Source organism: Cobetia sp. BMC6 (assembly GCF_029991385.1).
Classification (GTDB): Bacteria; Pseudomonadota; Gammaproteobacteria; order Pseudomonadales; family Halomonadaceae; genus Cobetia.
This window is the reverse complement of sequence record NZ_JAKUMF010000001.1, coordinates 261,993-286,432: the sequence shown is the minus strand read 5'-3', so window position 1 is coordinate 286,432 and position 24,440 is coordinate 261,993. Positions and strand designations below refer to the sequence as shown.

General features: G+C 63.9%; 18 protein-coding genes. 7 read left to right on the top strand and 11 right to left on the bottom strand.

Annotated elements, in window-relative coordinates; translation table 11 throughout:
• The first annotated feature begins 278 nt into the window (after nt 1-278).
• Entirely contained in the window at nt 279-488 is a 210-nt protein-coding gene (rmf, locus tag MKZ40_RS01205; protein ID WP_043334308.1) for a ribosome modulation factor, read from the top strand.
• Between the two features lie 833 nt (nt 489-1,321).
• Here rmf and MKZ40_RS01200 read toward each other — a convergent pair.
• The 8 genes from MKZ40_RS01200 to doeA all read right to left on the bottom strand — a co-directional run bounded on the left by MKZ40_RS01200 (nt 1,322) and on the right by doeA (nt 14,526).
• A complete protein-coding gene (locus MKZ40_RS01200; protein ID WP_175089263.1) occupies nt 1,322-2,365 on the bottom strand; it encodes a quinone-dependent dihydroorotate dehydrogenase in 1,044 nt (347 codons plus the stop codon).
• 231 nt (nt 2,366-2,596) lie between these two features.
• Complete coding sequence (locus MKZ40_RS01195; protein ID WP_175089262.1) at nt 2,597-3,721, bottom strand: hypothetical protein; 1,125 nt, start codon at nt 3,719-3,721, stop codon at nt 2,597-2,599.
• Between the two features lie 335 nt (nt 3,722-4,056).
• Nucleotides 4,057-8,895, bottom strand: coding sequence for an NAD-glutamate dehydrogenase (locus tag MKZ40_RS01190; protein ID WP_175089261.1), 4,839 nt, complete (start codon nt 8,893-8,895; stop codon nt 4,057-4,059).
• Between the two features lie 357 nt (nt 8,896-9,252).
• Nucleotides 9,253-10,383: a tRNA (uridine(54)-C5)-methyltransferase TrmA gene (gene trmA, locus MKZ40_RS01185; RefSeq protein WP_175089260.1), complete on the bottom strand. Its 1,131-nt coding sequence runs from the start codon at nt 10,381-10,383 to the stop codon at nt 9,253-9,255.
• A gap of 207 nt (nt 10,384-10,590) precedes the next feature.
• Nucleotides 10,591-11,535 (bottom strand): glutamate racemase, encoded by a 945-nt coding sequence (murI, locus tag MKZ40_RS01180; protein ID WP_175089259.1) that lies wholly within the window; start codon nt 11,533-11,535, stop codon nt 10,591-10,593.
• Nucleotides 11,536-11,584: 49 nt separating this feature from the next.
• Nucleotides 11,585-12,088, bottom strand: coding sequence for an Lrp/AsnC family transcriptional regulator (locus MKZ40_RS01175; protein WP_175089258.1), 504 nt, complete (start codon nt 12,086-12,088; stop codon nt 11,585-11,587).
• Nucleotides 12,085-13,170, bottom strand: coding sequence for a N(2)-acetyl-L-2,4-diaminobutanoate deacetylase DoeB (gene doeB, locus MKZ40_RS01170; protein ID WP_175089257.1), 1,086 nt, complete (start codon nt 13,168-13,170; stop codon nt 12,085-12,087). The genes MKZ40_RS01175 and doeB overlap by 4 nt, the downstream gene beginning before the upstream one ends.
• A gap of 45 nt (nt 13,171-13,215) precedes the next feature.
• Entirely contained in the window at nt 13,216-14,526 is a 1,311-nt protein-coding gene (gene doeA / locus MKZ40_RS01165) for an ectoine hydrolase DoeA (RefSeq protein ID WP_175089256.1), read from the bottom strand.
• A 457-nt stretch (nt 14,527-14,983) separates the two neighbouring features.
• On the opposite strand from doeA, the gene MKZ40_RS01160 reads away from it, so the two are divergent.
• Complete coding sequence (locus MKZ40_RS01160) at nt 14,984-16,000, top strand: glyoxylate/hydroxypyruvate reductase A (protein WP_175089255.1); 1,017 nt, start codon at nt 14,984-14,986, stop codon at nt 15,998-16,000.
• Between the two features lie 54 nt (nt 16,001-16,054).
• Here the strand turns inward: MKZ40_RS01160 and MKZ40_RS01155 are convergent, their stop codons facing one another.
• Entirely contained in the window at nt 16,055-16,510 is a 456-nt protein-coding gene (locus MKZ40_RS01155; protein ID WP_043334316.1) for an Lrp/AsnC family transcriptional regulator, read from the bottom strand.
• Between the two features lie 132 nt (nt 16,511-16,642).
• Between MKZ40_RS01155 and MKZ40_RS01150 the strand changes: the two genes are divergently transcribed.
• Complete coding sequence (locus MKZ40_RS01150; protein ID WP_175089254.1) at nt 16,643-17,803, top strand: pyridoxal-phosphate dependent enzyme; 1,161 nt, start codon at nt 16,643-16,645, stop codon at nt 17,801-17,803.
• Nucleotides 17,804-17,909: 106 nt separating this feature from the next.
• On the opposite strand, the gene MKZ40_RS01145 is transcribed toward MKZ40_RS01150, so the two are convergent.
• On the bottom strand, nt 17,910-18,470 hold the full coding sequence (locus MKZ40_RS01145) for a DJ-1/PfpI family protein (protein WP_175089253.1): 561 nt from the start codon (nt 18,468-18,470) through the stop codon (nt 17,910-17,912).
• A gap of 257 nt (nt 18,471-18,727) precedes the next feature.
• Here MKZ40_RS01145 and MKZ40_RS01140 point away from each other — a divergent pair, with 257 nt between their 5' ends.
• From MKZ40_RS01140 to MKZ40_RS01130, 3 genes are all read left to right on the top strand, one after another.
• Nucleotides 18,728-19,591: a hypothetical protein gene (locus MKZ40_RS01140; RefSeq protein ID WP_175089252.1), complete on the top strand. Its 864-nt coding sequence runs from the start codon at nt 18,728-18,730 to the stop codon at nt 19,589-19,591.
• A 194-nt stretch (nt 19,592-19,785) separates the two neighbouring features.
• Nucleotides 19,786-20,712 (top strand): lysine exporter LysO family protein, encoded by a 927-nt coding sequence (locus tag MKZ40_RS01135; protein WP_054555660.1) that lies wholly within the window; start codon nt 19,786-19,788, stop codon nt 20,710-20,712.
• A gap of 76 nt (nt 20,713-20,788) precedes the next feature.
• Nucleotides 20,789-21,826, top strand: coding sequence for a LacI family DNA-binding transcriptional regulator (locus MKZ40_RS01130; RefSeq protein ID WP_175089251.1), 1,038 nt, complete (start codon nt 20,789-20,791; stop codon nt 21,824-21,826).
• Nucleotides 21,827-21,842: 16 nt separating this feature from the next.
• Here MKZ40_RS01130 and MKZ40_RS01125 read toward each other — a convergent pair whose 3' ends face one another.
• Entirely contained in the window at nt 21,843-22,394 is a 552-nt protein-coding gene (locus MKZ40_RS01125) for a gluconokinase (protein ID WP_175089250.1), read from the bottom strand.
• Between the two features lie 332 nt (nt 22,395-22,726).
• Here MKZ40_RS01125 and MKZ40_RS01120 point away from each other — a divergent pair, with 332 nt between their 5' ends.
• A complete protein-coding gene (locus tag MKZ40_RS01120; protein WP_043334321.1) occupies nt 22,727-24,085 on the top strand; it encodes a gluconate:H+ symporter in 1,359 nt (452 codons plus the stop codon).
• Nucleotides 24,086-24,440: the final 355 nt, after the last annotated feature.

Here is a 24,440-nt window from a genome sequence, read left to right as displayed (position 1 = left end):
GACTTCCGGCACGGCAAGGCAGTCGCTCTTTCACCATCACGCTCGAGCATATACAGGCAAGACCTTCCATCATCTCACACTCGTGACCTTTTCCGACAAGAATGGCCAACGACGCGAGGTGATGATGCACGAGGCCGGCAGTGCCCGACAGGGCATCGGCCAACTCTCTCACTCGGCATGTCCAATGGCAGGACAACCGCGGCCAGACAAGGTCTCGCCGGGTATGTCTCGCCATCACTGACACGCAGTGCCGATGGGTTCTCACTTAGAGGTCATCCATGAAGAGACAGAAACGTGATCGCTTTCAGCGTGCCTATGTTCACGGCTACAAGGCTGGTGTCACCGGCCGTTCCCGTGATGATTGTCCCAGTATCGATGTCAATCTACGTGAATTCTGGATGAGCGGCTGGCGTGAAGGCCGCGGAGACCAATGGTCGGGAATGACCGGCGTCTCCGGCATCCACAAGAACCCCATGGTGCTCAGCTGAGCACCGCATGACGCCAAGGTTCATCATACGCGACTAGGAGGTCATCCCATTTCAGGAAAGCGGCTCGTCACGGAATGACACTGGCAATACGGCGCCTGGCGCCCTTCACCCCGCCGACGCAGCCTGAAGCGCTGCCCAAGCGGATTCTCCGGCATCACGCCACCGCCTCCTGACAAGTTACAGGGCCGGCTGGCACGTACAGAGAGGACTCGAGGTGTTCACGGTGAGTCGGTTTAGCGACATCACCCGGAAAATCCCACGGAAGTCGCCCAGCGACACGTCAAATCACCAGGGAGGTAACGCCTTATTTCTATCTTGATGACGCGCGGCACTGACAGGCAAGAGACGCAGTAGGCAATGGGGCCAACTCGCTTCACTTCCTGAAAGGCCGAGATGTTGGCGCTCGTGTCGTTTCAATCGTGGTATGGCTCCAGAAGAGAAGGCGCAGCAGGCGACGGCCTGCGAGGACGACGGTCCAGCGCGGAGCACGACACGGGCAAACGTTCACCTTGACTGCATCAGCAGGTTCTTTCCAGGCCTGCTTCAACCATCCACGCACCCGATGAGCTCAAGGGGCCAACCCCCAACCGCCGTTTCTGACGGCAAAAGCGCTTCGCATCGTGCACGCTGGCTGGACATGGCAGCCAACACGACAACGGCAGATCACGCATCACTTCCCTGCCGTTGTCATATCATCATTCACGCCGGTACCGAGGCCGCCTTCTGATGTCAGGAGGCGGCTTTTCCGTGTCAGCCCTTCCCCCACTCGCAGTCTCTTAAAGCGCCGTGAGTGGGAGATACCAGCATCACGCTGCGACGGAACCCAGGCTGGATCACACCTTGATCAGGGTATCGGCCTTCTCCAGTGCGCGCGCGCACTCACCGACCAATACCGGGCCGCGGTAGATCAGCCCGGAGTAAAGCTGCACCAGATCCGCCCCCGCGGCGATCTTCTCGCGCGCACTCTCGCCATCGGTGATCCCTCCCACACCGATGATCGGCATGTTCGGCAGCGCTTCACGCAGGCCACGAATCACCCGCGTCGACGATTCACGCACCGGGGCGCCGGAAAGTCCGCCCGCCTCCTGCGCATGCGGACTTCCCGCGACTGCCGTGCGCTCGATGGTGGTGTTGGTGGCGATGACACCATCGATGCCGTTGTCCGCCAACGCCCGCGCCACGAACAGGATTTCCTCGCTGTCCATGTCGGGCGCGATCTTGATCACCAGCGGCACCTTCCTGCCGCGCTCGGCATCGAGCTGATCGCAACGCTGGCGAAGCCCGGCCAGCAGCTGGCTGAGATGATCACCGAACTGAAGATTGCGCAGCCCCGGGGTATTGGGCGACGAGATATTGGCGGTGATGTAGTCGGCGTGAGCATGCACGGCATCGAGGCAGACCAGATAGTCGCTCAATGCATCATCCACCGCCGTGGTCAGGTTCTTGCCGATGTTGATCCCCAGCACGATACCAGAGGCAGCACGCGCCTGACTGGCCTTGACCTTCGCGACCAGATGCTCGACCCCGGCATTGTTGAAGCCCATGCGGTTGATGATCGCCTGATGCTCCGGCAACCGGAACAGACGTGGCTTGGGATTGCCGTCCTGCCCTTTCGGCGTCACCGTGCCGACCTCCACGAAGCCGAAGCCCAGAGCGGCGAGCGCATCGAGGTGATCGGCATTCTTGTCGAGACCTGCCGCCAGGCCAACGCGATTGGGGAACTCGAGCCCCATCAGCGAGACCGGATCACGTGGCGCTTCACCGCCCAGACCGCGCGCCATGCCGAGGCGATGTGCCATGTCCAGCGCACTCAGCGTCACACCATGAGCTGTTTCCGGGTCGAGCTTGAAGAGAAGCGAGCGAGCAAACGAGTACATGATGATCTCCAGACAGCGGGCGGCAGGGTCGTGACGACAGCATAGCTGGGCGCGAAGTATACCCGAAGCCCGTGGGGACAGACACTGTGCGCCGGCATGCTCGCGCTGCTGTCGATAAAATCGCTCACGCCAAGGCCGACACCATTGCTCATGCTCAGGGCAACAAGAAAGGGCGGCCCGCTGGGCCGCCCTGGTGTCACACCCGACTATGCCGGAGTCATGCCATGCAGATCATTTCACGTCGAGCTGCTGCACGCGCACGGTGTAGTTGTTGACACCCTGCATGGAGGAGCCGAACTTCTGACCGCTGACCCAGACGGTGTAACGCCCCGGCTCCAGCACGGTCTTGAGGTGGAAGTCGCCCTGGAAGCCTTCGCCCTTGTCGCTGGCGACGGTGTTGCCACTCTCGTCCAACAGGCGCATCTGCAGCTTGTAGGTGCCTTCGCTGCCCGGGAAGGTCTCGCTGTCGATGGTCACGGTGCCACGGTCCGCGACATCGAATGTCATGACCTCGCCCTTCTCGAGAATGCGCACGTCAGTGACGATCTCGTCGAAACGACGATCCGGCTCCGCTTCGGCTTCCGTCACGGCAGCACTGCCCGTGGCAGCAGCGGCAGACGTCTCGGCTGCAGCAGTCGCGGCTGCCGAAGTAGTAGTGGCGGCGGCGCCCGTGGCAGAAGCGCCTTCAGCTGCCGCATTGCCTGTCTCGGCCGCCTTCTTCTCGCGGGCGGCCTGTTCGGCAGCGGCAACGGTGGCCGGCTTGATGGTCGCGACTTCATCGTTGGCATCGACGAAGGCGGTACGACGGCCATCGCCATCGGTGTCGAGGAAGACCAGGCCGTTGCCGGTCTCGATGCCGCTTTCCTCGGCAGACAGCTTCTCGCCACTCTCGCTCAGGCCTGCGACGTTGATTTCATAGGTGTTGCCGCCGGACTTGCCAGCCCCCAGCTTGTCGGCGCGCACACGCAGCTTGTAGACGCCCGGCTCCAGCTCGGCATTCATGTTCAAGCCATCGGAGGCCCTGTCACCTTCTGCAGTGGCCACGACCTCGCCCTGCTCACTCTCGAGCGTGGCCTTCATGGTATAGGGGTCGGTCACATCGAAACTGGCGACGCCATCGATTTCGTAACGCCCGGCTTCCTTGATGGTGAACTGGTGCACGCTGGTGCCGCCGAACAGGAAGTTCTGGCTGTGGGCATCACTGCGCGGCTTGAGGAACTTTGAGATGTCCAGCTTGCCTGCCGCTTCTTCTGCACGCTGCTGAGCGGGGCTGCCATCGGCCAGCACGGCCTGGGATGCCAGCGTGGACAGACCGAGCGCGAAGGCGCAGGCGAGGGGTAATGCACGATATGACATGGTGTCTCTGCCTTGTTGTACTGATGCTTAGAAAACAGAAGCCTCCAGCGAGCGCCGCAGCGACTCCGAGACTTGAAATGAGGGTCTGAAAATCAAGGACTGAAAACAGGGTCTGCAGAAAAGGATGCCACCATCAGGGCCTGTATCAGTCTCTGCACTGGTCGCCATTCAGCATACCAGACAGCTGGCGACAGTTACCTTACCGCAGGCTTCAGCTATCAATTTTTTATTTATCCCCCATGAAAAAGCCCTCACCGGGGGTGAGGGCTTCTATCAGCGAGTCATCAACTACTCGCCACTTGCGTCAGCTCTTGCTGCATTCGAGGCCGAATGCATCAGGCTTCGCGCTTGGACTCGGCCAGATCGACCAGCTCGCGCAGGGCGACCGCGAACAGCGGGAAGCTCAGCTGAGCACCGCCCTTCATCTCGCCGAGCAGTGAGCACCAGCGGCTGACCAGACTCTCGTGGCTGGCCATCCAGCTGTCGACACGCTCATCGATCTCGCGCGGTGCATTGTCCTGCTTGAGCACGCTGACGGTCAGGGCCAGCTGCTGACGATCGAGATCATCGCGGAAGCTCTCACGTGCCTGCGCCTGCCAGCTGTCCTGCACCTCAAGGCCGTTGATCTTGTCACCGACCCACGGCAGCTCCAGACGATGGCCGATGCCGTAGAAGGCTTCTGCCACGCGATTGATCTTCTCGCCGGTCGCCTTGGCCGCCTCGATGATGCCAAGCCCTGCATAGAGACTTGAGGTCGCGGCGATGGTGCTGGCCAGGGCCTCCGGCACGCCTGCCTCGACATAGCTGTCGCGACGCGCTTCCCAGTTCTCGCGGGCTTCGCCCTTGAGACGCTCTCCGATGCTCTCGGAGAGCTGAGCCAGACGCGGGGCGAAGTGGCCGATGCATTCCTTGACGCCCATGGCGCTGCGCTGACGCAGGAACCAGCGAGTGGCACGACGCATCAGGCGCATCAGATCGCCCATCATGCGGTACTGCAGTTCTGCCGGCACCTGGTGATCGAGGGCCTCGATCTGGGTCCACAGCGCTTCCAGATTGAAGCTGTCACGCGCCACGATGTAGGCACGCGCGATTTCCGCCTTGTCGGCACCGGTGGTGTCTTCCAGGCGACGCACGAAGGCGATGCCCATGTGGTCGACCAGGTCATTGGCGATCTGGGTCGCGGCGATTTCACGCTTCAGACGGTGCTGATACATCTCTTCCGGGAAGCGCTCCATCAGCACGCGCGGGAAGGCGCGCTCGAGGTGCTGCTGCACGTAGCTGTCGTCCGGCACGTCAGAGGCGATCAAGCTGGTCTTGAGATCGCTCTTGGCGTAAGAGACCAGCACGGACAGTTCCGGCAGGGTCAGGGCTTCACCGGCGTTGGAACGCTCGATCAGCGCCTCATCGGACGGCAGGAACTCGAGTTCACGGTCCAGGGTGCCGGCCGCTTCCAGCTCATTGATGAAGCGACGGAAGACGCCCATGCCTTCCTTGGACTGCTGCTCGGAGAGCGACAGCGCCTGGGTCTGGCGATAGTTGTCCTTGATCACCAGCTCGCCGACTTCGTCGGTCATCTCGGCCAGCTGCTGGTTGCGCTGCTTGTCGGTCAGGTCACCGCGGGCGACGATGTCATCCAGCAGGATCTTGATGTTGACCTCGTGATCCGAGCAGTTCACGCCACCGGCATTGTCGATGAAGTCGGTGTTGACGCGCACGCCACGCTTGGCCGCGGCTTCCATGCGCCCACGCTGGGTCAGCCCCAGGTTGCCGCCTTCGCCCACTACCTTGCAGCGCAGCTCACGGCCGTCGATGCGCAGGCCATCGTTGGCCTTGTCGCCAACCTCGGCGTGGGTCTCGGTGGAGGCCTTGACGTAGGTACCGATACCGCCGTTCCAGATCAGGTCGACCTGCGCCTTGAGCATCGCATTGATCAGCTCGTTGGGCGCCAGATGGTCGGCACTGATGTCGAAGACTTCCTTCATCTGCGGGCTGATGGCGATGGTCTTGGCATCACGCGAGAACAGACCGCCACCTTCGCTGATCAGGCTCTTGTCGTAGTCGTCCCAGCTGGAACGCGGCAGACGGAACAGACGCTCGCGCTCGGCGAAGCTCTTCGCGGTGTCCGGATTCGGATCGACGAAGATGTTGCGGTGGTTGAAGGCACCGACCAGGCGGATCTTCTCGGACAGCAGCATGCCGTTGCCGAAGACGTCACCGGCCATGTCACCGATACCGACAACACTGAACTCATCTTCCTGGATGTTGATGCCCATCTCGCGGAAGTGACGCTGCACGCTGACCCAGGCGCCCTTGGCGGTGATGCCCATGCCCTTGTGGTCGTAACCGTTGGCGCCACCGGAGGCGAAGGCATCGCCCAGCCAGAAGCCGTACTCGTTGGAGATGGCGTTGGCGATGTCGGAGAAGGTCGCGGTGCCCTTGTCGGCCGCGACGACCATGTAGGGATCGTCTTCGTCATAGCGCACGACGGCCGTCGGGGCCACCACGTCACCACCGGACAGGTTGTCGGTGATGTCGAGCAGTGCGCGGATGAAGATCTGGTAGCAGGCGATACCTTCCTTCTGGATCACGTCGCGGTCGGTGGTTTCCGGCATGCGCTTGCAGACGAAACCGCCCTTGGCGCCGACCGGCACGATGACCGCGTTCTTGACCTGCTGTGCCTTGACCAGACCCAGCACCTCGGTGCGGAAATCCTCATGACGGTCAGACCAGCGCAGGCCACCACGTGCGACCTTGCCGCCACGCAGGTGAACACCTTCGACACGCGGCGAGTAGACGAAGATCTCGAACATCGGGCGCGGCTTCGGCACGTCAGGAATGCTGCGCGTGTCGAGCTTGAAGCTGATGTAGTCCTTGGCCTGGCCATCTTCTGCCGGCTGGAAGAAGTTGGTACGCAGCGTGGCCATCATCAGGTCGACGTAGCGACGCAGCAGGCGGTCGTCGTTCAGGCTGGAGACCTGGTCGAGCAGACCATTGATGCGCTCGCGACAGGCGTTGACGTCATCCTCGCCACCCTGACCCTGCGGGTCGAAGCGCAGGTTGAACAACTGCACCAGCTCGCGAGTGATGTCCGGATGACTGCCCAGCGCATTGGCGATGTAGGCCTGGGAGAGACCGAAGCGGATCTGCTTCAGGTAACGCGCGTAGGCACGCAGCATCGCCACTTCACGCCAGTCCAGGCCAGAGCCGATGATCAGGCGGTTGAAGGCATCGGATTCGGCTTCGCCGGACCAGATCTTCTTGAAGGCTTCGATGAAGCTCTCGCGCACTTCGGAGAGCTCGACCGCGCCCTTGCCGTGATGCTCGAGATCGAAATCGTGCACCCAGCAGGAGGAATCGGTGCGGGTGATCTCGTAGGGACGCTCACCGATGACACGCAGACCGAGGTTCTCGAGCACCGGCAGTACGTCGGAGAGCGGAATCGGCTGATGCTTGTGGAACAGCTTCAGGTTGACACCGGAGTTGTCGTCCTCGACCAGACGATAGGTGCTCAGGCCGACGGCCTGACCTTCGTCCAGCGCGCGCAGGTGGCCCACGTCATAGACGGCGGTGCGCGGCGAGAAGTCGTCACGGTAGCTGCCCGGGAAGGCATCACGGTAGCGAGTCATCAGCTCGTTGGCCTGCTCTTCACCGAAGCCTTCGACCATGGCGGCGTGCAATTCGTCACGCCAGCTGCGGGCCAGCTGAGCGATCTTGTTCTCCAGCGCGCGCATGTCGTACTGGCCCGGTTCATCGCCCTTGAAGCGCAGAATGAACTGGATACGCGTCAGCACGGACTCGGAAAGATACGGCGTGAAGTCACCGAAGGTGGCGTTCAGCTCTTCGCAGAGCAGATTCTGGATGCGCACGCGCAGGTCGGTGGAATAGACGTCGCGAGGCACGAACACCAGTACCGAGAAGAACTTGCCGAAGCGGTCTTCACGCACGATCAGACGCACGCGACGACGCTCGCGGATGTTGAGGATGCTGGTGGCGGTACGGGTCAGCTCGTCCGTGGAGATCTGGAAGAGATCATCACGCGGATAGACTTCCAGAATCTGCAGCAGGTGCTTGCCATTGTGGCCCTTCGGGTTGACGCCGGCGGCTTCCATGACGTCCTGCACCTTGCGACGCAGAATCGGCACGTTGCGCGGGCTCTGGTTGTACACCGTGGAGGTGTAGAGCCCCAGGAAGCGGCGCTCGCCGATCACGCGGCCTTCTTCATCGAAGCGCTCGACGGTGATGTAGTCCGGGTAGGCCGGACGGTGCACGCGGGCGTGGAAGGCGCTCTTGGCGAAGGACAGCAGTTCCGGAATCAGCACGTACTGATCGCTGTTGACGCTCTGCTGGTGACGGGACTGCTCGTGATAGCGCTCGAGGTCCAGCTTGAGCACGCCCAGTTCGGAGCCTTCAACCTTGTTCAGCACACGGGTGCCGTCTTCCTGCTCGTCGACGGTGTACTCGTCATAGCCCAGGAAGGTGAAGTGGTCGTTGCCCATCCACTGCATGAAGTCGCAGGCTTCCTGGTGGTCAGCCTCGGAGACGGTCGGCGGACGGTTGTCACGCAGCTCCTGCAGCGCCTGGGCGCCCTGGCTGCGCATGGCGTCGAAGTCAGCGACGGCAACGCGCACTTCGGCCAGCACTTCACGCAGGCTGGTCTCGAGGTCTTCCAGTGTCTCGGCGTCGTTGTGACGATCGACCTCGATGTAGATCAGCGACTCGCGGTGCTGCGGGGCGTTCTCGGCACGCGGTGCCGTCACGCGCTCCAGCTGGCCAGCGTCATCACGTGCGACTGCCAGCACGGCGTTGTGGATGGCGTGGACGGTGATGCCACGACGATTGAGCTCGATACGCACGGAATCGACCAGGAACGGCATGTCCGGGTGCAGCACTTCGATGATGGTGTGCGTCGACTGCCATCCATGCTTCTCGAAGTCCGGGTTGTAGGCACGCACCTTGGGAGCCTCAAAGCTCTGCAGGAAGTGCCATACGGCCAGGGTGGAACCGTAGAGGTCATCCAGCTTGCGCTCGGCCATGTCCTCGAAGGAGGCCGTTGCGTGATAGTCGCGCGCAAACGCCGCGATCACGTCCACCTTGTCCTTGGGAAGTCGCTTGTCCAGCTGCTCTTCGAGCTGCGCAAGAAATTCCTGCTTGCCGTCCGTCGCCACGTGTAGCATCAATCACCTCGACTGACCTGATGGATGTATCAGGGAAAGTAGTCATAGAGAGTCTGCGCCGGCCAAAAGGCGTTGCAGCACAGACTCATGCAGTGCATCACAGACTAGCGCAGTCTGCGCCTCTGCCCCATGCCTGTTCCATATTGGTCATGCAGCATTACATCTGTGCATCGGGTATTGACTTGGCGGTCCGCGCATGAAACGAAAGTCTAATTCGGGTGACTGTCATGTGCGCAAAAAAAGCCCCGTCGTCCCCTACCTGACAGGTAGATGACGACGGAGCTCTGGTTTTTCAAACGATTGGCGCGATGCCTGACCCATGCGGGCGTGACGACAGTTGCCGATTTGATGACGCGCTTATCTGCGCACCAGATAGACACCGCACTCGAGGTGGTCGGTATACGGGAACTGATCGAACAGCGCGAAGCGTTCGATACGGTGCGTGCGACACAGCACCTCAAGGTTGTCGATCAGCGTCTGCGGGTTGCAGGAGATGTAGACGATACGCTCGTAGCGCGCGGTCTGCTCGCAGCTGTCGGCATCGAGGCCGGCACGCGGCGGATCGACCAGCACGGTGCGGAAGTCGTGGTTGTCGAGGTCCATCTCCGCGACACGACGGCCCGCCTTCTCGCCTGCCAGCGCCAGCGAGAAGTCCTCGGCCGACATGCGCGCCACCTGGGCATTGTCGATGCTATTGGCCGCCAGGTTGACCTGCGCCGAGGCCACGGAAGTGCGCGAGATCTCGGTGGCCAGCACGCGGCGGAAGTTCTCGGCCAGCGCGATGGTGAAGTTGCCGTTGCCGCAGTAGAGCTCGACCAGATCGCCCTGCTCACGGCCTTCCGCCTGCGCCTTGTCAGGATGGGTCACGTCTCGTGCCCAGCTGAGCATCGAGCGGCAGATCTCGGCATTGGGCTGGGTGAAGCTGTTCTCGACCTGCTGATAGATGTACTCGCGGCCATCGACCTCGAGACGCTCGAAGACGTGATCGCGGGTCAGCACGATATGCTGCTTGCGCGAACGCCCGATGATCATGATATCGAGCTCTTCTTCCAGCGCGCGCGCCTCGGCTTCCCAGTCTTCGCCGAGCTTGCGATGGTAGATCAGCGTGACCAGTGCCTCGCCGCTCAGAGTGGTGAGGAACTCGCACTGAAACAGACGCTCGCGCAATACCGGGCTTGCCTTGAGGCGCTCACGCAGCAGCGGCATCAACTCATTGATGCGCTGGCTGGCGACCGGAAAGTCGTCCATGCGCACGACCGTCTTCTTCTTGTTGCCTTCGTCGTCAAACTCGACCTCGAACATCGCGTAGTAGAGGTCATCATCCTCGTGCCAGATACGGAACTCGCAACGCATGCGGTAATGGCTGGGCGGCGAGGGAAATACCTCGAGTTCCGGCGCATCGAAGGCAGCGAAACGTGCGCGGGTCTGCTCGGCCTTCTCGGCGAGCTGCTGTTCATACTGACTGGGATCGACGACGGCGATGGCCACACTGACTCCTGCCTGCGGGCATACCGCAGCACTGAAACGATGAGCAAAGGGACGCGGGCACGTCATGGTGAACCATGCCGATCACGTCCATTCAAAGGTTGGGCGCGCTAGCCTACCATCGGCAGCGCGAAGCTCAAGCGCCGAATGGCGGGCCAAGGCGGGCGCAGGCAGGTGCAAGGGGACCGTGAGAGCCAACGCCCCTGCCCCTCAGCCGTCGCACGACAGCGCCTGCGGCGCGGCGAAGCCCTGGCTGGCCAACGCCGTGGCCAACCCCGGCTGCCGGGCATCCGTCGCCAGCGCCATGTGCTCATGCGGTGCTGGTTGAACCGCTTGAGCGACTTGCCGAGCAGCCTGAGCGAATTGCTGATCAGCCGCTGCCGCAGGGTCAAGCGCCAGCACCTCTGCCACGCGGCGGGCGATTGCCGCGCCGGAATCCACCAGCGCCACCCGAGACTCGCCCAGTACCTGCGAGATGTCGGCACCGAGCAGCGGGAAATGCGTGCAGCCGAGAATCACCACCTCCAGCGCCTCGACCGCCGCCAGATCTGCCAGACTGGCCGCCACCACCTCGGGGCGCGCCGGCTTGCCGCGCAGACGCCGCTCGGCCTCCGCGACCAGCGGATCGGCGGCGACACGAATCACCTGACAATCCGCCGCGAAATCGTGGATCAACTGCTCCGTATAGGCACGTCTTACCGTGGCGGAAGTCGCCAGCAACGCGAACACCGGCGGCTCGCACTTCTCACGACGTGCTGCACTCTGACGCGCACGTGCCAACGCCGCCGCCGGCTTGATGGCGGGCACGGTGCCGATCACCGGAATCGACAGCGCTTCGCGCAATACCGCCAGCGCCAGGGTGCTGGCGGTATTGCAGGCCACTACCAGCGCACGCGCCCCACTTGCCTCCACCGCCGCCACGCACACCTGCGCGATACGAGCCACCAGCCAGTCATCGGGTTTGGTGCCATAGGGCAAGGCGGCATTGTCACAGACATAGGCCAATGGCAATGAGGGCCATTGGCGGCGGATCTCTGAGGCCACCGAGAGCCCTCCGACCCCCGAATCGAAGATCAGCACCGGGGCACCGGGGGATTCGGCCTGGACGTGGGACGGACAATCGACGGAGCCGGAAGGGGCGGCGAAAGGCACCATGGTGAGAGTATCTCGTGCTGCATGAAGGAAGGGCGACGGAGCTGGCGCGCTATTTTACCTGCTTGGTGACGATGTAGGTGAAATAGCGATCGATACCCAGTTCCGAGACCAGCCAGCGGTCGATCAACCGCTGGTAGGCATCGATGCTGGCCGTCTCCAGCCGCAGCAGATAATCCACGCCTCCACCGACCGCCACGCACTCGATCACCTCATCCGCTTCACGCATCGCCCGCTCGAAGCGCTGGAAGCTGCCAGCATCATGATGCTTGAGGTGGATCTCGACCCACACCGGCGTGCGCGGGGCGGCCGCCTGGGAAGCGCCGCCCTGCTGATCACTCAGGCGCTGCTGATTGATGATGGCAGCGTACCCCTCGATGATGCCGGCCTGCTCGAGGCGCTTGACGCGCTCCCAGCACGGACTGACCGACAGGTTGATCTCCTCGGCCAGCCGCGACTTGGTGATGCGGCCATCGCGTTCGAGTATCGCCAGAATCTTGAGATCGAAGGCATCCAGTTTCGGCGCTGGCAGCGAGCGTGAAAGGGGCGCGCTCATGAGTCCTCTCGCGCCAGATCGTCCACGACTTCCGCGATCACCGCCAGGGTATCGCCCAGACTCACCTGCGCCGGGAAACGCCGCGCCACCAGCACGCCATCACGCTCCGCGCGATATTCCACCGCCGCCTGACCGGCGCGCCCCAGCGGATAGACCCGCGCCACACATTGCCCCGCCGTGACCTGCTCACCGAGTGCCACGCAAAGCTCCAGCAGCCCTTCATGCTCGCTCTGTACGTAACAGCTGGCATCCGGCATGTCGATCAGCAGCGGCGCGTTCGCCTGGCTGGCACGCTGGCGCTCGATGACCTGCTCCAGATCCGCGCGACTGCGCTCGCGCAGCACACCACTGAAGGCGAGGAAGTTGTCGACGCCACGGTCGGCGATCGCCTGACGCTCCGGCGTGGTGGAGCCACCGCCGCCCAGCTCCGTGGTGACGAAGACCTTGCCCTGGCGCTCCACCGCGGTGTCGTAGAGCGCCTCGGCGTCCAGTTCGAACATCATCATCGCCGAGGGCGCCCCGAAGGCCAGCGCCCCGGCCAGGCTCTCGGCTTCCTGCAGACGACACTGCTCGACGCCCAGCGACTCCTCGAGATAGTCGAGACGGTGCGCAGCCGCGAACGGCAGGATATCCAGGGTGCGACCGCCGGAATGCAGGTCCAGCGCATAGTCGCACTGCGGCACCAGCACCCGGGTGAAGTAGTCGGCGATCTGCTCGGTCGGACCGCCGGTGGGGCTGCCGGGGAAGCTGCGATTGAGATTGCCGCCATCGAGAGGCGAACAACGCCGCCCGGCCCTGGCAGCCAGCGCATTCATGGTCGGCACGATGATGACGCGCCCCTGCACGTCCTCAGGCGTGAGACGCGCCGCCAGCTTGTAGAGTGCGGTGATGCCCTCGTACTCGTCGCCATGATTGCCGCCGGTCAGCAATACCGTTGGCCCCTCACCATTGGCGATCACGCTGATCGGGGTCATCACCGCGCCCCACGCCGACTCGTCAGTCGAGATCGGCAGCTTGAAGAAACCGTGCTGAACGCCATCGGCGAACAGATCGATGGTCAGACTGACGGGGGACTCTCGCATGACACCACTCCTTGTTATGGCGGGCTGCTGACACTTGTCGGCAGGCTATTTGACGAACAGCTGGCGCGGCACATCACACAGCGGCTCGGCACCGTTTTCCGTGATCAGGATCGACTCGGTGATCTCGAGCCCCCAGTCGTCCATCCACATGCCGGGCATGAAGTGGAAGGTCATGCCCGGTTCCAGCACGGTCTCGTCACTGGGGCGCAGACTCATGGTGCGCTCGCCCCAGTCCGGTGGATAGCTGATGCCGATGGGATAGCCGCAGCGTGCGCCGCCACGGTCGAAGCCGTACTTGTCCATCGCCGCGCCCAGCGCCAGCGCAATGTCACAGCAGCGATTGCCGGGCTTGGCGATGGCCAGTCCACTCTCGATGCCTTCCAGCAGGGCAGACTCACCGCGCACGAAATCGCGCGGCGGGCGGCCGAGAAATACGGTACGCGACAGCGGCGCGTGATAGCGCTTGTAGCAGCCGGCCAGCTCGAAGAAGGTGCCCTCTCCCTGGCGAAATGGCGTGTCATCCCAGGTCAGGTGCGGCGCAGCGGCATCACTGCCGGTGGGCAGCAGCGGCACGATGGCCGGATAGTCGCCACCGAGAATCTCACCCTCGGGGCCGATCACGCCCTCGACGCCGACCCGGTAGATCTCCGCGACCAGCGCACTCTTTGGCAGGCCCGGCTCGATCATCTCCAGAATGCGTGAATGCATGCGCTCGACGATGCGCCCGGCCACGCGCATGTAGGCGATTTCCTGCTCAGACTTGATCGCGCGACACCAGTTGACCAGCGAATTGGCATCCACCAGCCGCGCGTGGGGCAGCTCCTTGACCAGCGCCAGGTGCGCCCGCGCCGAATAGTAATAGTTGTCGAGCTCGACCCCGACGACCCCATCGTGCCAGCCACGCTGCGGCAGGATGGACTGGGCGAGAAACTCCATCGGGTGCATGTCCGGATTCTGCACGTAGTAATCCGGATACCACAGGATGTTGTCCTCGCCCATCCAGCAGGTACGCAGCGCGCCGTTGCCGTCCTGACGACGCCCATACCAGACCGGCTCGCCGGAAAGCCCCAGCAGCACGCATTGGTGCACATAGAAGGACCAGCCGTCGTAGCCGGTCAGCCACGCCATGTTGGAGGGGTCGGAAATCACCATCACATCGATGCCGGCGCGCGCCATGGCCTCTCGTACCCGCTGGATACGCGCGCGATACTCGCCGATGGTGAAGGCCTGACGGCCAGCGGACAGCGCGCGTGGCGTCCAGTCACTCTCGGTGGCCGGTGCCTCGCTGCTGGGCAAGGTGGCCAGGCCAGCGAAGGCTGGCTGGGGCGCACCAGTATGGGGCGGGAATTGACTCATGCAGCGCTCCTTTTCGATCAGGCCTTGAGGCAAGCAGCACGTTGGGGCGGAGCCAGTGGCCATACGCAGGGCCAGGCAGCGGGTGACCGACCTGCCAGCCGCACCGGGCTGACAATGGCTGCCTGCACCGCGAGCGGACGATGCGCCCCGCGGGTCGGCAGGGTCGGCGTACATGCATACATCCGAATTCCCCTCTGGATTCGAGTCTGTCACTCTGCCAACAACGGGTCAAAGGACGACTCTGGCACTGTCGCCCTTCGCTTGAGCCCTTGCAAGGCCTGCGCCATCGCCGCCCGCGAGCAGGCCATGCCCGCAAGACAATGGCGCAAGACAATGGCGCATGATGAGGCGACAACTCCAGTCCCTTTGCACAGAGCCACGAACAGAGCCTACGAACAGGCCGGGACGGCTCAAAAATCCCGACCCGCCACCCAGCGTTACTGAAGAGGAGAACAGCATGCGGATACTGGTACATCATGAACGCGCCGAACGCTGGTGCGATGCTCTGCGTCAGCGCCTGTGCGATACCGCCGGCGCCAAGGGGTCGCGGCAAGGCGAGTCGTCGGAACCGTCATCGAAGCAGTCATCGAAACAAGCGCCGCTGGAAATCGTTGCCGATGACGGCGAGATGCTGGGCGATGTGCTGGTGGTATGGGCACCGCCCGCAGCGCTGTTCGAGCGCCACCGCGGTCACGACGTCAAGGCGATCCTCAATCTGGGGGCGGGCGTCGACAGCCTGCTCGACAATCCGGCACTGCCTGACGATGTGCCGGTGCTCAAGCTGAGCGATGCCGGCATGGCCAGCCACATGCTGGATTACGTGCGCTATGGCCTGCTGCATTTCCGGCGTGATTTCGACCGCTATGCCAGACAGCAGACGGACTCACACTGGGCCCCGCACCGCGTGGTGCGCGCCCATCAGTACCCGGTGGCAGTGCTCGGGCTCGGCGCCATCGGCAGCCAGATCGCCGAATCACTGGCGGCAGACGGCTATCCGGTACATGGCTTCAGCCGTAGCGCCCACACGTTGCAGGGCGTGACCTGCCACCATGAGACCGGCGAAGGGGGCCGCACCCTCCAGCAAGTGCTGGGCGACGAGTCGCTCGGCCTCAAGGCGGTGATCAACCTGTTGCCCAATACGCCGGCCACGAGAGACGTGTTGAACGCCGATGTCTTCCAGTCCCTGCCCGACGACGCCGTGCTGATCAATCCGGGGCGTGGCAGCAGCGTGGTCGAGGAGGATCTGGTCGCGGCGCTCGAGGAAGGCAAGCTCAGGGGCGCCCTGCTCGACGTCTTCCAGCACGAGCCACTGGCCGAGGACAGTCCGCTGTGGCACCAGCCGCGCGTGGTCATCACACCGCATGCCGCCGCGCCGACCCCGGTGGCCGAGGCCGCCGACCAGTTGGCGGACAACATTCGCCGCATTCAGCAGGGTGAAGTGCTGACCGGCATCAGCCGCGAGCACGGTTATTGAGCGCGCTGGTGCGAGGAACTTGCCCAGCGATCAGGCTTCACTGCCTGAAAGTGGTCACAGCGGCAGCGCGGTGGTCGTCTTGATGCGCTCCATCGCGAAGCGGGCCGACACGTCGCTCAGCTCGTCGATGGTGTTGACCAGCCGCTTGTAGACGCGGTCGTAGGCGTTCATGTCCTCGACCTGCACCTTGAGGAGATAGTCGTAGTCACCGGCCATGCGATAGAACTCGGTGACTTCCTCGATCTCCTCGACGATGGCCACGAAACGCTCGAACCAGGCCCGCGAGTGATCGCGGGTCTTGAGCTGCACGAAGGCCGTCAGCCCCATGCCGATCAGCTCGGCGTTCAGCAACGCCACCCGTGCGGTAATCACACCACACTCTTCCAGGCGCTTGAGGCGCTTCCAGCAAGGAGACGTGGTCAGATGCACGGCTTCCGCCAGCGCCGCCAACGACAGGCTGGCATCGCGCTGCAGCAGCCGCAGCAGGGCGCGGTCCGTGGCATCGAGCACTATTTTCTCCATTACCTTCACCTCGCAATGAATTCTTGCCATGAAACATGGCTCACGCCATGACAACTGGCAAGTTTTGCTTGGCGGCTGGTCGTAGCATGAAAGCTCCTTCCTGCGACCGGAAATGGCGCCATGCCGACCACCGACTTCCCCTCGACAGCGCCTTTCATTGCGGACGCCGACGCCTGCACGCACGCGGCTCAGCGCGAGTCATGGCGCCAACGCAGCCTCATGAAGCTTGCGGCCTTGAAGGCCGCCACCCCGGCGACCCCGCTGCTGGAACTCAGCCTGCGCGGGCTGGGCGAAGCGCGCATCCTGATCAAGGACGAGCGGGCGCATGCCAGCGGCTCGCTCAAGCATCGCCTGGCGATGTCGCTGTTCGAGCAGGCCTTACAGCAGGATTGGCTGACGCCCGATTGTCCAGTGATCGAAGCTTCCTCGGGTTCCACCGCGGTCTCTGAGGCGTGGCTGGCACGCAGGCTGGGGCTTCAATTCATTGCCGTGGTGCCCAGGGGCACCGCCTTTTACAAGCAGGAGGCGATTCGTGGCGAGGGCGGGCGCGTGGTGGAAATCGAGGACTCCGCTCGGCTCTGTCAGCATGCGCAGGCGCTTGCCGATGACAGCGGCGGCCACTTCCTCAATCAATTCCGACATGCCGCTACTGCCGGCGACTGGGCAAGCGACACCAGCCTGCCCGGGGAGTGCCTGACACAGATCACCGCGCGTGAGCTGCCCGAGCTGCAGGCGGTATTTCTCGGCGCCGGCACCGGCGGCAGCGCTGCCAGCTTTGCGCGCCATCTGCGCCACAAGCGTCATCTGCATCAGGAGGGGCATCGAGCCCGCGTGATCGGCGTGGATCCCGAGCACTCGGTCTATCACGCCTGCTGGCAGCACCATCGTACCCACGGCACTCGTACGACCCGCCTGCCCGCCCCGCAGGCGGTCAACCCCATCGAAGGCATCGGGCGGCCCTGCGTGCTGGAGGCATTCGACCCCGCCCATTTCGATGACTACCGGCGTATTGCGGATGCGCGCAGTCAGGAGGCGGCGCTGTGGCTGGCCGAGCATGCCGGGCTTGAGGTAGGCCCCTCCACCGGCACCGCCTTCGCGGGGCTGCTCGAGAGTCTGGCGCTCAGGCGCGCTCGCGGTGAGTCGCTGGCCGGCAGCTGGTTGCTGCTGGCCTGTGATCACGCCGAGCGTTATGCCACCACGCTGGGCGACCCTGCGTGGCGAGCCGCACAGCAATCACGACTCGCCCCGCAGCGGGCCTGGCTCGAGGCGTTTGCCGACTGAAACGACGGCACCCTTACGACACCCCGTCTGAAACGACGACACCCCGCCGAGTGGCAGGGTGTCGTCAGGCACATCCGATGCGATGACGGGCGCTAGCGGGGGCGCATCACACCAGCAGCGCCTGGAACTGACGCAGCCATTCCGGATGCGCCGGCCAGGCCGGTGCGGTCACCAGCTTGCCGGAGGTCACGGCGTCGGTCACTTCCAGCGACACGAACTCACCGCCCGCCAGCGTCACCTCCGGCGCACAGGCCGGATAGGCGCTGACGCGATGGCCTTCCAGCGACATGGCGGCGACCAAGAGCTGCGGACCATGACATACGGCGGCGATGGGCTTGTCGGCCTCGACGAAGTGACGCACCATCGCCAGCACACGCTCATCCAGACGCAGATACTCGGGGGCGCGGCCACCGGGGATCAGCAGCGCGTCGTAACTCTCGACGGCGATCTCGGCGAAGCTGGCGTTGAGCGCGAAGTTGTGGCCCGGCTTCTCGGTGTAGGTCTGATCACCCTCGAAGTCATGGATGGCGGTCTTGACGATATCGCCTTCCGTCTTGTCCGGGCAGACGACATCCACGCGATGCCCCATCGCCTGCAGCGCCTGGAACGGCACCATCAGCTCGTAATCTTCTACAAAATCCCCGGCAATGATGACAATGCTGGCCATGATGATCTCCTGATTGGACCCAACGTCTAGGTACGCGCCGCGCGCGGCGGAAGGACAAGGCAGTTACAGAGTACCTATCCATTGCACATGAGCAAGCGCTGAAATATCGTCGTGGCCGCCTGACGGGCGTTGGCTTGATTGTGGATCGCCTCAACATCATTACATCATCATGTGCAGTCGCCCTGCCCCGTCGCTGCCTGACCGCTCGACACCCCCATTCACAGGCCACGGCTCCAGTGCCGGTCTCGGGAGTCACCATGACCCTGCCATCTTTCGCCTTGTCTCACGTTTCTCAAGCCCCCGCGCGGCGCGGCGCTTGCACCGCCACCCGCGCTGATCGACCCTCGACATGGCAGCGCCTGTGCCGTGCAGGCCTGGTAGCGCTGCTGCTGTCGGCAGGCAGTGCCCAGGCGGCCAACGATGAGGCCGCCGTCAGCCCTGACACGCCCCTGGCGCCTGTCGCCAGCATCGCGCCGGTGCCCTTCACCGCCTACTACACCCTGGTGCTGGATGGCTGGCCGGATGTGCCCATCACCCAGCGCGTCAGCCAGAGCGGCGAGCTGTACATTGCCAGCATGGAGGCCTCCATCAAGGTTGCCAGTGGCTATGAGCAGGGCCGTTTCACGCTCGCGGAGGGTCGCCTGCTGCCCGAGGGCTATCGCTCCGGCTATCGCCTGGCCGGCATCGGCAAGGACTACAACCGGGAAGCGCCGCAGGCAGGCGATGCCCGCCTTCCTGACCGTCAGAGCCTGCTGGTGCTGCTGAGCCAGCAGGTCGACAGCCAATGGAGCGAGCAGGCCTGTCTGCCCGCGACGCCCTGCTCTCTGGATTATCTCGACCACAAGGGCCGCCAGCGCACCTTGATGTACGAGATCCAGGGTCAGGAAACGCGCCAGGCGGCGCAGCGTACCTTCCGCACCCTGCGCATCGAGGCATGGCGCCAGCATCGTGAGCACAAGCACTACCGTATCTGGCTGGCGCCGCGCTGGCCGGGCCTGATGGTCGGCCTCGATTACCTCGACTACGAAGGCGTCATGGACAAGGACGGCGACCACAACGGCGAGGTGCCGCCGCGCTCGGCCCATCTGACCCTGAACCAGCTGAGCAGCGCCCGCCAGTGATGAAAGCTCCCGCTTCTCGAGTGGCTGATCATAAGCCCCGCTGATACGCCATCAGCAAGTCTCTCGCGCAATGCTGATGGCGGGGTTATCCAGACCCCACGCCAACCGATATAGTAAGGTCCTTCGGCGGTATTCACCGCCAATCAATCACTTGCGCCACCCTGCTATCCGGGTGGCAATGCCAGGGAAGGGTCATGCTGTCGGGTCTCATCTTCATTCTGCTGCCGCTGATACTCGGCTATCTGGTACGTCTCACCGATCCTGGCCGCCTGGCGGTGGTCAACCGGCTGGTCAATGCCTCCATCTATCTCATCCTGTTCCTGATGGGCATGGGGCTGGCGGCACTGGAGCAGTTGAGTGTCGGCATGGCCGCCATGAGCGGTCAGGCGCTGACGCTGTTCGCCATCATCACGCCGCTGAACCTGCTGGCGCTGTGGTGGCTGTCGCGCCGCAGCCCGCTGCGCGCCAATCCCGCCCAGGCGGTGGATGGCGCGCCGATGACCCGCTGGCAGGCGCTGTCCGGCTCGCTGACCCTTGCCGCCGTGGTCGCGCTCGGCGTCGGCGCCGGCGTGCTGCTCAAGACCTTCGGCACCCAGCTGGATACCGACACCCTCGCCGAATGGGCCCTCTATGTGCTGCTGGCGCTGATCGGCTGCCAGCTCAGAAGCTCCGGCATGAGCCTGCGCCAGATCCTGCTCAATCGGCATGGCCTGATCATCGCGCTGACGGTAATGGCCAGCTCGCTGCTCGGTGGCCTGCTGGCGGCGCCTCTGCTGGCGCTGGAGTGGAATCAGGGCATGGCGATCTCGGCCGGCTTCGGCTGGTACTCGCTGTCGGGAATCCTGGTCGGCGATCAGCTTGGGCCGATTCTCGGCGGCGCCGCCTTCTTCAATGATCTGGCGCGCGAGCTGCTGGCCTTCGTGCTGATCCCCCTGACCATCCAGCGCTACACGCCGCTTGCCATCGGCATCGGTGGAGCCACCTCGATGGACTTCACGCTACCGGTGATCCAGCAGACCGGCGGCGTGGCCTGCGTCCCGGTCGCCGTCGTCTCGGGCTTCCTGCTGTCGCTGGCGGCGCCGCCGATGATCCTGTTCCTGCTCTCGCTGAGTCACGTCTGATCCGTCGGGCAAGGCTTGCTCCCGGGCCGCCTTAACAGGGACACTCTTGACCTCCTTCGCAGCCGCCTGAATGTCCATGCCCTCTCAGCCACACAAAGCTTCCCGCCTCAAGCGCGTTACCCTGGCCGATATCGCCGCCCGACTGGGCGTCACCAAGGTCACGGTGTCGCGCGCGCTCAATCAGCCCGAGAAGGTGTCCGCCGCGATGCGCGAGCGGGTAACCGAATGTGCCCGCGAGCTGGGTTACATGCCCAATCGTCAGGCCGGCAGCCTCGCCAGCGGTCACTCGCGGCTGATCGCACTGCTGATTCCTTCGCTCTCCAACGCCGTATTCTCTGAACTGCATCGCGGTCTGGAAGCCCCGCTCGCGGCTGCAGGCTATCAGCTGCTGATCGGCCACACCGGTTATTCGATGCAGGAAGAGGAGCGCCTGATCGAGACCTGGCTCTCCTTCGGCATCGACGGGTTGGTGCTGTGCGGCAGTCGCCATAGCCCTCGTACCCGCGAGATGATCGCGCGCTCGGGCTGTGCGGTAGTGGAGTGCATGGAGAAGCGCGAGGCGCCGCTCGACATGGCGGTGGGGCTGGACCAGCATGCCGCTGGGCGCGCGATGACCGAGGCCATGATCGCCCTGGGCCATCGCCATATCGGCTTTCTCGGTGCGCGCATGGATCGCCGCGTCGAACAGCGCCTGGGTGGCTGGCGCGCGGCACTGGAGGCCGCCGGCCTGTCACAGCAGGCGCTTCTGACCACCGATGCCCCTTCCAGCGTGCGCATGGGCGGCGAGCTGCTCGACGAGATGCTGACCCGCTGGCCCGAGACCCAGGCCGTGTTCTGCTGCAATGACGACCTGGCAGCCGGCGGGCTGTTCGAGTGTCAGCGCCGCGGCCTGTCGGTGCCCGACCAGCTGGCGCTGGCCGGCTTCAACGGCCTGGAGATGACCCGCGGCACCTGGCCGCCGCTGGCCAGCGTGGTCACGCCACGCCGCGAGATCGGCGAGCGCGCCGCCGCCCTGTTGCTGGCGCGCTTGAGCGGTGATCTCGACGCCACGCCCCACGGCCTGTGGGAAGACCTGGGCTTCAGTCTTCAGAAAGGTGGCAGCCTGGCACCGTAAGACGTCCGGCGACCGACTAGCGCTCTGGCGCGTCGAGGATCTGCTGACAGACACTCTCGACCAGCGCCTGGGGCGTGGCACTGATGTCGAGGGTATGGATGCGCCCTTCATCGTCGCCGGGCACCTCGAGCGTCGCCAGCTGGTTGTCGAGCATGTCAGCGCCCTTGAAGAAATGATCGGTTCGCGCCTCGAGGCGCTCCAGCAGCAGCTCGCGCGTGCCTTCGAGGAACACGAAGCCCAGCGCGGAGTCCCCGCCACGCAGTTGATCCCGATAGCGTCGCTTCAAGGACGAGCAGGCCAGTACCAGACTGCGCCCGTCGTGGCGCGCCGCCTCGATCAGCTCCGTCAGACGGGCCAGCCAGCCATGGCGATCATCGTCATCCAGCGGAATGCCGCGCGCCATCTTGGCCACGTTGGCCTCACCGTGATAATCGTCGCCATCGATGAACTGCGCGCCCAGGCACGCGGCCAGCTGCTGCCCGACATGTGACTTGCCACAGCCCGACACCCCCATGACCACAAGCCGCACGCCCCCCTGGGCGGCCAGAGCCTCTGACCTGGTCGGCATCGACGCGACCGCTGATGCTCCTTCTGCCTGCTGCTGCATGAAAACCCTCTCCCCCTGAATGAAAACGATGGCCCACCAGCGTAGCCGATGTTGCCGATCAACCCCTTGTCCGGCGCCTCGGGACGGCTGTCGCGCACTGAGCGACTGCCCGTTGGCGGGCAGTCAGCTGCCAGACGCGACAGGCATTTGCCCCTCATGCACCTTTCGGATCATTGCGTAAGTGTGAATGTTACCGGTAACTTTCATCCTGCACGACCCACGATGCCTCACACAATACGCCTTTGGGCAATGGCCGATGATCACGCCGTTGCCAGCCGCAAGAGTTCGCCATCATGTCCCCAGATAGCACCCTCGTCCTTGCCGCCCTCGGCGGCATTCTGCTGCTGCTTTACCTCGTCATGCGCCTGCGCCTGCATGCCTTCGTTGCCCTGCTGGTGGTAAGCCTGGGGGTCGGGCTGGCCACCGGCATGCAGCCCGACGCCATCATCGACTCCGTCACCAACGGCATGGGCAACACCCTGGGCTTCGTTGCCACCGTGGTCGGTCTCGGCGCGATGTTCGGCAAGATGCTGGAAGTGTCCGGCGGTGTCGATCGCATGGCCAACACCCTGCTGGGGCGTTTCGGCACCTCACGCTCACAATGGGCGTTGGCGCTGACCGGCTTTCTGGTCGCGATTCCAGTGTTCCTGGATGTCGCCTTCATCATCCTGGTGCCGCTGGTCTACGCGCTGGCACGCCGCAGCGGCCGCTCGTTGCTCTATTACGGCATTCCGCTGCTCGCCGGTCTGGCCGTGACGCACTCCTTCATTCCGCCGACCCCGGGGCCGATCGCGGTCGCCAAGCTGATCGGTGCCGATCTCGGCTACGTCATCCTGTTCGGGGCGCTGTGCGGCCTGCCGGCGATGATCGTCGCGGGGCCGATCTTCGGTCGCTTCATCGCGGCGCGCATCGACGCCAGGATTCCGGATTACATGGAAAATACCGGCAGCGTGATGAGCGATGAAGAGGTCAATCAGCGCGCCCCGGGCTTCGGTCTGATCCTGTCCATCGTGCTGCTGCCGCTGGCGCTGATCGTGCTCAACACCGTCTCGGGCTTCCTGTTCGGTGACGACAGCCCGCTGGTCGGCTGGCTGGGCTTTCTCGGCCATCCGTTCGTGGCACTGAGTCTGGCCACCCTGATGGCCTTCACCCTGCTGGGCACACGCCGTGGCATGACGCGCGAACAGGTGATGGAAGTCGCCACCAAGGCGCTCGAACCCGCCGGCATCATCATCCTGGTCACCGGCGCGGGCGGCGTCTTCAAGCAGATGCTGATCGATTCCGGGGTCGGTGACGTGCTCGGCAACCTGATGGCCGACAGCAACCTGCCGCCGATCCTCCTTGCCTTCCTGATCGCCACCGCCGTGCGTGTCATCCAGGGCTCGGCCACTGTCGCGATGATCACCGCCGCCGGCCTGATGGCCCCGGTGATCGATACGCTGGCACTGTCCGGCCCGGTGCTGGGGCTGGTGGTGATCGCCATCGCCAGTGGCGCCACCGTGCTCAGTCACGTCAATGACTCCGGCTTCTGGCTGGTCAGCCGCTACTTCGGCCTCACCGAGAAGGAAACGCTGAAGAGCTGGACGGTGATGGAGACCCTGATCGGCGTGATCGGCGTCTGCATGGCGCTGCTGATCGGCCTGTTCATCTAGTTTATCCCGTTCATCCAGTTCAACTATTTCAACTACTGAATCTGGCCTGCCCACGCGGTTCTGCCCGACTGATAGAGCGATTCATCCGTCAGCAGGCGCCGCCCGCCAAGCGCACTCGTGAAAAGCTGCCACTTCGTGTGGCAGCTTTTTTTTTGTGGGGCGCCAATCACGCAATTGCAGATTGCGCCTGTTGCACGCTATTTCCCATTTTGGCATTGCGCCTGAATGGCATCATGCGATCATCCACACATTCGTCTGCATTTCATGGCCATGATCCACCGCCCGCTCTGACCGACGCCAAAGCGACTGGCCAGAAGACGGCTGCGCATCAGGCCAGTCACTTTTCGTTCGGAGT

What these genes read in the sequence shown, in the direction of transcription:
- rmf (WP_043334308.1), top strand. Translation starts at nt 279, where the DNA reads ATGAAGAGACAGAAACGTGATCGCTTTCAGCGTGCCTATGTTCACGGC.
- MKZ40_RS01200 (WP_175089263.1), bottom strand. Translation starts at nt 2,365, where the DNA reads ATGTACTCGTTTGCTCGCTCGCTTCTCTTCAAGCTCGACCCGGAAACA.
- MKZ40_RS01195 (WP_175089262.1), bottom strand. Translation starts at nt 3,721, where the DNA reads ATGTCATATCGTGCATTACCCCTCGCCTGCGCCTTCGCGCTCGGTCTG.
- MKZ40_RS01190 (WP_175089261.1), bottom strand. Translation starts at nt 8,895, where the DNA reads ATGCTACACGTGGCGACGGACGGCAAGCAGGAATTTCTTGCGCAGCTC.
- murI (WP_175089259.1), bottom strand. Translation starts at nt 11,535, where the DNA reads ATGGTGCCTTTCGCCGCCCCTTCCGGCTCCGTCGATTGTCCGTCCCAC.
- MKZ40_RS01175 (WP_175089258.1), bottom strand. Translation starts at nt 12,088, where the DNA reads ATGAGCGCGCCCCTTTCACGCTCGCTGCCAGCGCCGAAACTGGATGCC.
- doeB (WP_175089257.1), bottom strand. Translation starts at nt 13,170, where the DNA reads ATGCGAGAGTCCCCCGTCAGTCTGACCATCGATCTGTTCGCCGATGGC.
- doeA (WP_175089256.1), bottom strand. Translation starts at nt 14,526, where the DNA reads ATGAGTCAATTCCCGCCCCATACTGGTGCGCCCCAGCCAGCCTTCGCT.
- MKZ40_RS01160 (WP_175089255.1), top strand. Translation starts at nt 14,984, where the DNA reads ATGCGGATACTGGTACATCATGAACGCGCCGAACGCTGGTGCGATGCT.
- MKZ40_RS01150 (WP_175089254.1), top strand. Translation starts at nt 16,643, where the DNA reads ATGCCGACCACCGACTTCCCCTCGACAGCGCCTTTCATTGCGGACGCC.
- MKZ40_RS01145 (WP_175089253.1), bottom strand. Translation starts at nt 18,470, where the DNA reads ATGGCCAGCATTGTCATCATTGCCGGGGATTTTGTAGAAGATTACGAG.
- MKZ40_RS01140 (WP_175089252.1), top strand. Translation starts at nt 18,728, where the DNA reads ATGACCCTGCCATCTTTCGCCTTGTCTCACGTTTCTCAAGCCCCCGCG.
- MKZ40_RS01135 (WP_054555660.1), top strand. Translation starts at nt 19,786, where the DNA reads ATGCTGTCGGGTCTCATCTTCATTCTGCTGCCGCTGATACTCGGCTAT.
- MKZ40_RS01130 (WP_175089251.1), top strand. Translation starts at nt 20,789, where the DNA reads ATGCCCTCTCAGCCACACAAAGCTTCCCGCCTCAAGCGCGTTACCCTG.
- MKZ40_RS01125 (WP_175089250.1), bottom strand. Translation starts at nt 22,394, where the DNA reads ATGCCGACCAGGTCAGAGGCTCTGGCCGCCCAGGGGGGCGTGCGGCTT.
- MKZ40_RS01120 (WP_043334321.1), top strand. Translation starts at nt 22,727, where the DNA reads ATGTCCCCAGATAGCACCCTCGTCCTTGCCGCCCTCGGCGGCATTCTG.